This is a genomic window from Bacillus paramycoides (assembly GCF_001884235.1).
GTDB classification, from domain to species: domain Bacteria; phylum Bacillota; class Bacilli; order Bacillales; family Bacillaceae_G; genus Bacillus_A; species Bacillus_A paramycoides.
On sequence record NZ_MAOI01000056.1, the window covers coordinates 1 to 9,538 of the forward strand.

Sequence of the window (9,538 nt, forward strand, 5' to 3'; positions counted from 1 at the left end):
AAGAGGACGAAGACGAGGACGAAGAAGAAGACGAAGAAGAGGACGAAGAAGAAGAAGAGGATGAAGACGAAGAAGAAGAAGAGGATGAAGACGAAGAAGAAGAAGAAGAAGAGGATGAAGACGAGGACGAAGAAGAAGAAGAAGAAGAGGATGAAGACGAGGACGAAGAAGAAGAAGAGGACGAAGAAGAAGAAGAGGATGAAGACGAGGACGAAGACGAAGATGACGAAGATGACGAAGATGACGAAGAAGAAGAAGAGGATGAAGACGAGGACGAAGACGAAGACGAAGACGAAGAAGAAGAAGAAGAAGATGACGAAGATGATGATGAAGAAGAAGAAGAAGATGACGAAGATGATGACGAGTAAAATAATGAGCAATAAAAAAACGCTTGGTTTCCAAGCGTTTTTTATTCTTCAACATATACATGATAGAAATCCTTCATATATCTCTTGCATCAAATACATGTATTTATCTTTTTCCGACAGAAGACTCCTTCCTCAAAAATGTGAAGGTGTAAAACGCCAAATTTAGGTAGGAGATGAGTGTTGGTAGGCGTAAGCCTACCTTTTTTATTAATACAGGAACCTTACAAAAAAGCGAGATACAATCCATATTAATCAATAAGGCATACAAATTTCGTATTTACCCAAATCAAGAACAAAAAGCCTTAATTGTGAGACTCATTGGTTGTAGTCGTTTTGTATTCAATTGTTTCTCTGTTATATAAAGTTATGCTCATAAAAAGATAGGGAAAGGATTAACGTATCATTTTTTCTGACGAGCTTACTCAATTAAAAAAGAAAATGGTACGGGAAGCAGGTTGTAGTTGTATCAAAAACGTTTATTTCTAATCAGCTATGTTCGAGTTACATTTATCAAAATAAAGATGTTAAAAATCTAAATCTTCGTGAGTGGGATTGCCTTTCTTGTAGCACACATCACGATAGAGATGTTAACGCAGGACTAAATCTTAGAAACGAAGCTATCCCTCTTTTAACCGTAGGAACTACAGGGATAGCTTACTCAATTAAAATCGTTAGGTTTCCATACTTAGGAATCTCCTACTTCAAACAGCCCTTCGGGACGTTAAATGATGAGTAGTTCGAATTATTCGAATTTTGAGGGGCGCATAATATTTCTAGCAGGCTGATTAGTGGATTCTGCTACTTGTTTATATACCTGATTTAGTTTTTCTGCTGTATACTTAAATGTAAAATTTTTTTCCACAACGTTTCTGCCGTTTTCAGCAATCCATTGTGCAAATTCTCGTTGAGATAACAAGACATGGACGAGTCTGGCATACTCCATTGGATTAGTATATTGTTCTACTAGACAGCTGTTATGTTCATCTGTTATAACTTCAGCATTTTTCCCACGGTATTGGGATTCCTGCAGCCATTGCTTCATAATGAACGCGTGCCAATGGTGCGTTCCAATGTGAGCTACATATAAATATATCCCCCATTAGAAACATATTATGCATTTGATCTGCCGGAATAAATTTAGTGAAAATTACGTGCTTTTTAATTGGTTTAGCGATTCTATATAATTTTCTAATATATTTATTTACTCTGTTATCACTAAACCATTTACCACCAACAATTACAAGCACCGTATCTTTATGTGTTTGAATAATTTTCTTCATAGCGTGAATGAGTAAATGTGGACCCATATTTTCACATAATCGGCCAACAAATAGAATCACTTTTTTATCTTGGATATCGTATTTTGTACGAAATTCACTTCTTATTTTTTGCCCTGTTGGTGTCCAGATAGAAGGGGACTGTTTTAAATTAACACCAGAGTAGACAGTAGAAATTTTATCTTCAGCTTGTGGAAATCTCTCAATCACAGTTTGTTTAATATAGTTACTAACAGTCATGATGGCGGTAACCTTTTCAATAATAAGATTGCCTGCATAACGATATGTTCAGCGAACATATCGTTATGCAGGCCTAATACAAATTTACTGTGTGGAGAAGCTTGTTTATATAGAGGTATATTTTTGGGACGATTAAAGACATGTATAATATCAAAGGTATTGGTTTGGAGTGTCCTTATAACATTCTGCTCATATTCTTTTTGAGGAAAATACATGTAATTGACATTATCTCGTGTTATTTGCTCTGGAAGATTTGGATCTGAAATAGAGAAAATGGTAAGCTCATACTCTTGACTTATATAGGGAGACACCCCATCAATCATCATTTGAATTGCTCCACCTTTAAACGCTGGAGATGGTAATTTTTCTGTACATATATATGCAATTTTAATAAATTAATCTCCTTTGTATAATTGTTTTACATAATGATATTCTGCCTCCAGACCGTCGAATAGAGGAACGGTTGGAGAATATTGTAGTAATGTACTGGCCTTAGATATATCTGCCCATGTTTGTTTCGGTTCCCCAGGAACTGATTTTAGAAAGTTTTTAGTTGCTGATTTACCTAATATTTTTTCTAGCATAGAAATAATGTCTAAAATAGATGCTTGTTCTTTTCCACCGATATTGATAATTTCACCTATTATATTTTTTTTTGTCTCTAAAGCGGCCACAGTTCCTCGTATACAGTCATCGATATAGGTAAAATCACGCGTTTGTGTTCCATCACCAAATATCGTGAGAGGTTTATCTTCTAACAATTGTTTAATTAATCTATGAAATGCCATGTCAGGACGTTGCCTTGGCCCATATACTGTAAAATATCTTAAAATAACAATTGGTATGTGGAAATTTTTGTGATAAACATGACATAAGTGTTCACCACTTAATTTTGTAACACCATATGGAGATAGAGGGGTAGGTAATAAATCTTCAGAAACCGCGCCAGATTTTTCACCATAAACAGAAGATGTTGATATATGAATGAATTTATCTAATTTTACATGTTTACAGGCTTCAAGTAAATGTTGTGTAACCATTATATTGTTTGTTACATAATCCTGAAAATCTTTTCCCCAGCTTGTTCTGACACCGGGTATAGCAGCTAAATGATAAACTACGTCTATATCTTGTAATAATTGTGATAAATCTGTAGTTAAAATGTTTTCTCGTATGAATTGAAAACGTGAATTCAATTGAAGAGATTGGATATTATCTGTTTTTAAAATAGCTGGAGTAGGACCGATGAAATGATCAATTCCAACTACATGATATGAATCATTTTTAAGTAACGCTTGACACAAATGAGAGCCAATGAAACCAGCGGCTCCTGTTACAAGGATTTTCATGACCGACCCACTCCTATATAGTGTAATCCGTATTTTTCTATTTCATCTTTTTCGATGCAATTACGTCCATCCACGATTGTGCATCCCTTCATAACTTGTTTGACTTGTTTCCAATTAAGTGTTTTAAATTCATTCCATTCCGTAGCAATAATAATACAATCAGAATTTGTAATTGAGGATTCTAGGTTCTCATGCTGTGTAACTTGTTTTTTTAAATGTGGAGGGAGAAAAGCTTTTGGGTCATAAGCATGTAGATCGTAGCCAAGAAGGATTAACTTTTCAAGAAGTAGTACAGCGAGGGAGCTACGAATATCATCAGTATTTGGCTTAAAGGAAATTCCTAAAACAGTTACTTTTTTTGAAGAGGGTTCTTTTATAGTATTTTTGATTTTTTCAACATAGAGATCTATCTGTGTGGAGTTAATGGATTGTACAGCTTGTAAAATAGGAACTGCTACGTGCCTATCATTTGCTGTATAGATGAGTGAATGTAAATCTTTTGGGAAGCATGATCCCCCATACCCCATCCCCGCTTGAAGAAAATGAGGGTTAATTCGAAAGTCATAGCCAATTCCTTTTGCCACTTCAACAACATCAATGTGATATGCATCACAAATTCGAGAAATTTCATTTATAAAAGATATTTTTGTAGCCAAAAATGCATTGGATGTATATTTAATCATCTCCGCCTCGTTTAATCCAGTGCAAAGGAAAGGAGCGCTAATCCCTTTATATATATCCTGCATAATTTCTAACGACTTTGTGTCATCTTTTTGGATACCTATAATAGTTCTATCTGGAATAAGCATATCGCGGACAGCAGAACCTTCGCGAAGAAATTCTGGATTAGAAACAATATTGAATAGGGATGATGAAACTCCACTTTTAATGAGTGTTTCATATAATTGCTGATTTGTACCTGGTGGAACTGTACTTTTCGTAATAATTGTTTTATATGATGTTATGGCTGGAACTAGTATATCAATAACGGAATAAAGATATTTTAAATCCGTCTTTCCACTTGATGTAGAAGGAGTTCCGACAGCGATAAGAATAACAGGTGATTGTCGAATAGCCTTATCGATATCACAACGGAATTGTAATCGATTTTGATTTTTTCGAATAAGTTCTTTTAAATCTGGTTCGTAAATAGGGCATTCTCCCTTTTGGAGAGAATGAATTTTATCTTGATCTTTATCTACACAAATAACATTATGACCCAATTCTGCTAATACCGCCGCTGATGTGAGCCCAACATAACCAGAGCCTATAATACATATATTCATATGATAGTCACCTTTCTGTACTTAGTACTAGTTGTTACAGTATATTGATGAACAACTTGGATTGGTGACAAGTGAAATGCCTATTCATATAAGCAGGGAAAGAGAAAAAAAGTAAAGGCCCCTTTTGATTTCGTCATGAGCAGGTAAGGAGTTGAATGAATATAAATATTTTAAATAAGTGAAGGAGAGAGGTTAGTGATTAAAAAAGCAATCATTCCAGCCGCTGGTTACGGCACAAGGAGTCTTCCAATTACAAAGGTGATTCCAAAAGAAATGTTTCCAATAGGGAATAAACCCGCGATTCATTATATTGTAGAAGAAGCTGTGAAGTCAGGCATTGAGCAAATACTAATTGTACTTTCTAGTCGAAAGGATTTAATAGTTGATTACTTTGATTATTCATTAGAATTGGAGGCTTTTTTAGAAAAAGAAAAAAAATCACATCTGTTAAAAGGGCTTGCTATCCCTAATGTTCAAATCCATTATATAAGGCAACCATATGCGAGAGGACTTGGTGAGGCGATAAAATTAGGTGAAACATTTATTGGTAACGAACCTTTTGCTGTACTTTTGCCAGATGATATTGTAGTTTCGGATAAAGAAACCGCTTTAAATCAGTTGATTAGTATTTATAAAGAGACGAAAAATAGTGTAATAGGCATTCATACGGTACCAGATGAATGTTTAGAGAAGTATGGTATTATTGAAGGGAAGATTGTAAAAGAAAATTGTGTTAGTATTACAAATATTATCGAAAAGCCGAAAGTAAATCCTCCATCTAATCTTGCCGTACTTGGTAGATATGTTTTTACACCTGATATTTTTCCTTTATTAAAAAATATTCAACCTGGTGTTGGGGGGGAATATCAATTAACAGATGCAATTCATTCTTTAATTATGACTAAAAAAGTATATGGAAAAATGATTGATGGGAAACGATTTGATATCGGACAAGAGGATGAATATATGCAGCTTCTTAATCTTATATACGGACAAAACAGAACAAGTAAGAATTAATTTGTGGAAAAGGGTTCAGCCAATATACATTTGAAATCAATGAACGATTCCTGAAGAGTTGATGAAACACATGTGAAGGTTAAAAGTAATTAGGCGTATTTGTATCGTGCTTTTGATTCAGAAGGGAATACAATTGACTTTTATTTAAACAAGAAAAAAATCATATGGCTGCAAAGTACTTTTTCAAAAAAGCTTTGCGGTCTTTTCATGTTTCTAAGCCTCGCGTTATCACAGTAGGCCAGAGTCCAATCTTTCCGATAGCAATTGTAGAATTGCAAAAAAGAAAAAAAGATACCCGTAGGCAGCTCAATCAGACAAGTCAAATATCTAAATAACATTATGGAGCGGGATCATCGTTTATTAAGAAACGGGATTCTGCCGACATCGCCATCAACCTAAGATAAATTTATACCATAATTCACAGAAAATAGTATTCTTTTTGTAGAAATATACAGATAGGAATCTATTTACAACAGAAATGGAATGCGAATGCTCAGTCATTCAAGAATCCCAGCCGTTAATTCGTTAGGATTAGGGCTCGCGACTTTAGTCGTGGAAGTCTCAATTCGGGTTATTCTCGCTATTATTTTTTAGCTACTGAGCACTTTCCTGAAGAAGTTCGTGGTACTAAGTCTTTATCTTCATAAATAGCATCTTCACACAACGGACACCGTCCAACGATGCACCCTATTCCGATTAAGCCACCTCACTTCTCTACAAAATGAAACATTTGCCTATTTTTTTCACATTCTATTGAAACAAACGTATATTATAGTAGGAGACATTCCTTTCTTGCGAAACTCATAAGGGCCCTTTTTCAGGGCTTTTTTATACTTAAGTATGTCCGAAGAGTTTTGCAATTAATTGACGTTTACATGTCTAAGTAAAATAAAGATAACAAATTTGGTTATATGACGTGGGAATTTTATTTAAAAAATGATAACAAGTATATTCTTATTCATCCAACATTGTATGTTTTGTTTGTTTTATATATTAATTGTTTTATATGTTTTATATGTTTAAATGTTTTAAGAGCATGAAATGTCTTGATACATAAGGGATGATGACATTTAATTATAACAAAAATGGTTTTAAAGATAACAAATGTGGTTTTAACCATAACAAAAATGGTCTTAAAGATAACAAATTTGGTTGCTTAACTATAACAAAGATGGTTTTAAAGGTAACAAATGTGGTTTTAACCATAACAAAAATGGTTCTAAAGATAACAAATTTGGTTGCTTAACTAAAGCGAAAATGGCTCTAAAGATAACAAATTTGGTTGCTTAACTAAAGCAAAAATGGTTCTAAAGATAACAAATTTGGTTGCTTAACTAAAGCGAAAATGGTTCTAAAGGTAACAAATTTGGTTGTTTAACTAAAGCAAAAATGGTTCTAAAGATAGCAAATTTGGTTGCTTAACTAAAGCAAAAATGGTTCTAAAGATAGCAAATTTGGTTGCTTAACTAAAGCAAAAATGGCTCTAAAGATAGCAAACTTGGTTGCTTAACTATAGCGAAAATAGTTCTAAAGATAGCAAATTTGGTTATATACTTGTTATAGTTAGTAGAGCAGTAGAGGTAGGAAAGAAGGGACGTATGTAGGTATGTCTAAAAATCAAGATTTACAGATTAAAGAGAACAATATTGTTTCAAAATCAAATACTTTGATTGAAGCAAATTCACGTTTGAATTTAGTGGAACAAAAAATGTTACTTTGTTTGGCTAGTAATATTGAACCCAATGATTGGGATTTTAAAACTTACACATTCCCCATTAAACATTTTCATGATCTACTTGGTCTAAATGGATCTACTAAATATTCGGAGTTAAGTAAAATTACAAAGGAATTATTATCAAAAGTAATTGAAATTCGGGCTGGGGAAGAGCTGATACAGGTATCCTGGCTTTCTTCAGCAATTTATAACAGGAATAAAGGAACAATTGATATGCGTTTCGATCCGTTATTAAAGCCATTTTTATTAGAATTAAGCAGCAAGTTTACAAGCTATAGACTAGCTAATGTTATTAAATTGAAAAGTACATACGCTATACGTATTTATGAACTACTTAAACAATATGAAGATTTAAAGGAGCGTACAATTAGTCTCGAAAATTTAAGGTATTACTTAGATGCGATGGATATATACCCCAACTATGCAAATTTTAAGCAACGTGTATTGAAACCTTCCCAAAAAGAATTGGACCAAAAAACAGATATTTCTTTTGAATATGAAGAAATTAAATTAGGTAGGAAAGTACAAAAAATTAAATTTATTATCCGTAGCCAGAAAAAGAAAGATCACAATTTAGTTCATTTTGAAAAGAAATTAGATAAATTTCAACAGCCCAATACATTTGAACAAAAAATTAAAAGATTTGAAGAACGCTGTAAAGAAAAAGTGTTTCCTAAAGTGTTTAAAAAATGGGAGGCTCATAAAGAAACTGTATTAGAAATAATTGAGGATATACGTTTTCGTTCAGATATTGATTCCCCAATCGGTTATGTAGAATTCACTCTAAATTCCCGATTAAAAGAACTGTCCGATAAAGAAATACCAAACCCAAGTAGCCAAATTGAAAATAAGTCTCATAATAATAGTGTATTAGGGATTGATAACATTATTAATTTAGTTATCAGTAAATATTCAACATCTACAGGAGCTGTAGCTACATTTTTAGTTAAAGATACAGCAATTGAGGAACTAGTTAGAGTAGTTACATTAGAAGAAGCTGAAGCCGTTTGGACAGAACATGAAGCGTTTGTCATGGATAAAATTTATGAATGCATTAAAAAGAATAGAAGACAGAAAAGATACTAGATGTAAACGATCTACAAGATTTCCTGACCAAATATTAGTAACCAGCGTTGATAAAGCCCTAATAATATATAAACCAGATACAGCAATGGCCGACTCTGTTATGTTAAGAACGATAAGGTTTAGAGTAATAAAGTAAACCCAACTTCCAACATTTGAAACACCAATGCTAAACAATAAGATAGATGAATACCGCCAAGTTTCCAATGCTTTTTTAAACTCAATTGAATTCCTCCTAAAATATAATCAGATATAATGCAGCACTTAAAACAAAATAAAAAAATCCCACCCCGAGACTTAATTGTCTTGGGGCGAGATTTTAGATCGCGGTACCACCCCAGGTTATTAATACGTCACCATATTAACCTTATCAGGTATAACAAAAATACCTATACCCTAGCTCTATAATGGGAGCACCCGTCACACTATCCCCCTATAGCAGGTTCCAATGTGCTGCTCTGAGCCTTACTTCAATAAAGAAATTCTAACCCTTTTTCAGCTACCAGGGTTCTCTGTATAGAATTCACTTTATTTACTCTTCTCTTCATTGTATTTAATTTCATATATAATAACATTATTGGATATATATCATAAATATTTTTGTTATATCTCATATACATACTTAGTCAACATAATCAACAGTTATGAACGGCTTTGGAACCTTGTATTGTTCCTAGAGCATTTGGCTTATTCTGTGACTTTACCCATAAAGTTGCCGCTAAAGGAAGCATATCTTTGCCGTGGATTAATTATTAAGCCATAAGCTTGCCGTGAATGCTGTTGGTTTGTAATAAAGTTTGATCAAAATGCTTGAGTTATTTGTTGCTAGTGAATTTTTTTTCATAAAAAGGTTTAATCATTTTTCTACCTGTGTTTGCTCAACAATCGCGCCCGATTGTTGAAAATCATTGCTTAAATCTTATTCAAGATAAGCACCCGTTCGCTGAATATGGAATATCGTTTAACAAATCATAGGATATTGTGAATCTAACCTTTTAGAAGGTTTAAAAAGACCGTTCTAAACTCTAGAAGCGATCTTTCCTTATATATTCAAATGTTAACTACTGCTCTCGTCACTACATTCCCCATGAGGTGGATGATGATGGTCGCAGCTCTCTTCCCGGTCACACCGGTAAGCTAGTGTTGCGGGATTCGTATTGCCAAATGTCAGGTACCACGGTAC

The 9,538-nt window shown here is 33.6% G+C and carries 6 protein-coding genes, 4 pseudogenes and 1 other annotated feature; of the genes and pseudogenes, 6 read left to right on the forward strand and 4 right to left on the reverse strand.

Translation table 11 applies throughout. The features are described from left to right. The 3 genes and pseudogenes from BAU28_RS30680 to BAU28_RS08425 form a co-directional block, all read left to right on the forward strand. The coding region (locus BAU28_RS30680; protein WP_208610964.1) for a hypothetical protein at positions 1-368 on the forward strand (368 nt) is incomplete at its 5' end. 173 nt (positions 369-541) lie between these two features. Continuing rightward, positions 542-730, forward strand: coding sequence for a helix-turn-helix domain-containing protein (locus tag BAU28_RS08420; protein WP_071718319.1), 189 nt, complete (start codon positions 542-544; stop codon positions 728-730). A gap of 68 nt (positions 731-798) precedes the next feature. Further along, a pseudogene (locus BAU28_RS08425) lies at positions 799-1,023 on the forward strand (zinc ribbon domain-containing protein); the annotation flags it as partial. A gap of 87 nt (positions 1,024-1,110) precedes the next feature. Here the strand turns inward: BAU28_RS08425 and BAU28_RS08430 are convergent. From BAU28_RS08430 to BAU28_RS08440, 3 genes and pseudogenes are all read right to left on the reverse strand, one after another. Then, positions 1,111-2,277, reverse strand: a pseudogene (locus BAU28_RS08430) (glycosyltransferase family 4 protein). A 3-nt stretch (positions 2,278-2,280) separates the two neighbouring features. Then, positions 2,281-3,234 (reverse strand): NAD-dependent epimerase/dehydratase family protein, encoded by a 954-nt coding sequence (locus BAU28_RS08435; protein WP_071718320.1) that lies wholly within the window; start codon positions 3,232-3,234, stop codon positions 2,281-2,283. After that, entirely contained in the window at positions 3,231-4,520 is a 1,290-nt protein-coding gene (locus BAU28_RS08440) for a UDP-glucose dehydrogenase family protein (protein ID WP_002174977.1), read from the reverse strand. Before BAU28_RS08440 ends, BAU28_RS08435 begins: the two co-directional genes overlap by 4 nt. 195 nt (positions 4,521-4,715) lie before the next feature. On the opposite strand from BAU28_RS08440, the gene BAU28_RS08445 reads away from it, so the two are divergent. The 3 genes and pseudogenes from BAU28_RS08445 (at position 4,716) to BAU28_RS08460 (ending at position 8,358) form a co-directional block, all read left to right on the forward strand. After that, on the forward strand, positions 4,716-5,537 hold the full coding sequence (locus BAU28_RS08445) for a UTP--glucose-1-phosphate uridylyltransferase (protein WP_002174975.1): 822 nt from the start codon (positions 4,716-4,718) through the stop codon (positions 5,535-5,537). A gap of 27 nt (positions 5,538-5,564) precedes the next feature. Next, positions 5,565-5,912 (forward strand): annotated as a pseudogene (locus BAU28_RS29775) (DDE-type integrase/transposase/recombinase); the annotation flags it as partial. 1,231 nt (positions 5,913-7,143) lie between these two features. Beyond that, the gene (locus BAU28_RS08460) at positions 7,144-8,358 is read left to right on the forward strand and encodes a replication initiation protein (protein ID WP_071718321.1); all 1,215 of its coding nucleotides are present in this window, start codon (positions 7,144-7,146) and stop codon (positions 8,356-8,358) included. Here the strand turns inward: BAU28_RS08460 and BAU28_RS31425 are convergent. Further along, positions 8,359-8,580: pseudogene (locus BAU28_RS31425) on the reverse strand (MFS transporter); the annotation flags it as partial. 79 nt (positions 8,581-8,659) lie between these two features. Further along, positions 8,660-8,912: a binding site (T-box leader), on the reverse strand. Between the last annotated feature and the right edge of the window lie 626 nt (positions 8,913-9,538).

Bases quoted from the DNA above. Each gene is read 5' to 3' on its own strand.
- BAU28_RS08420 (WP_071718319.1), top strand. From the start codon at position 542: ATGAGTGTTGGTAGGCGTAAGCCTACCTTTTTTATTAATACAGGAACC.
- BAU28_RS08440 (WP_002174977.1), bottom strand. From the start codon at position 4,520: ATGAATATATGTATTATAGGCTCTGGTTATGTTGGGCTCACATCAGCG.
- BAU28_RS08435 (WP_071718320.1), bottom strand. From the start codon at position 3,234: ATGAAAATCCTTGTAACAGGAGCCGCTGGTTTCATTGGCTCTCATTTG.
- BAU28_RS08460 (WP_071718321.1), top strand. From the start codon at position 7,144: ATGTCTAAAAATCAAGATTTACAGATTAAAGAGAACAATATTGTTTCA.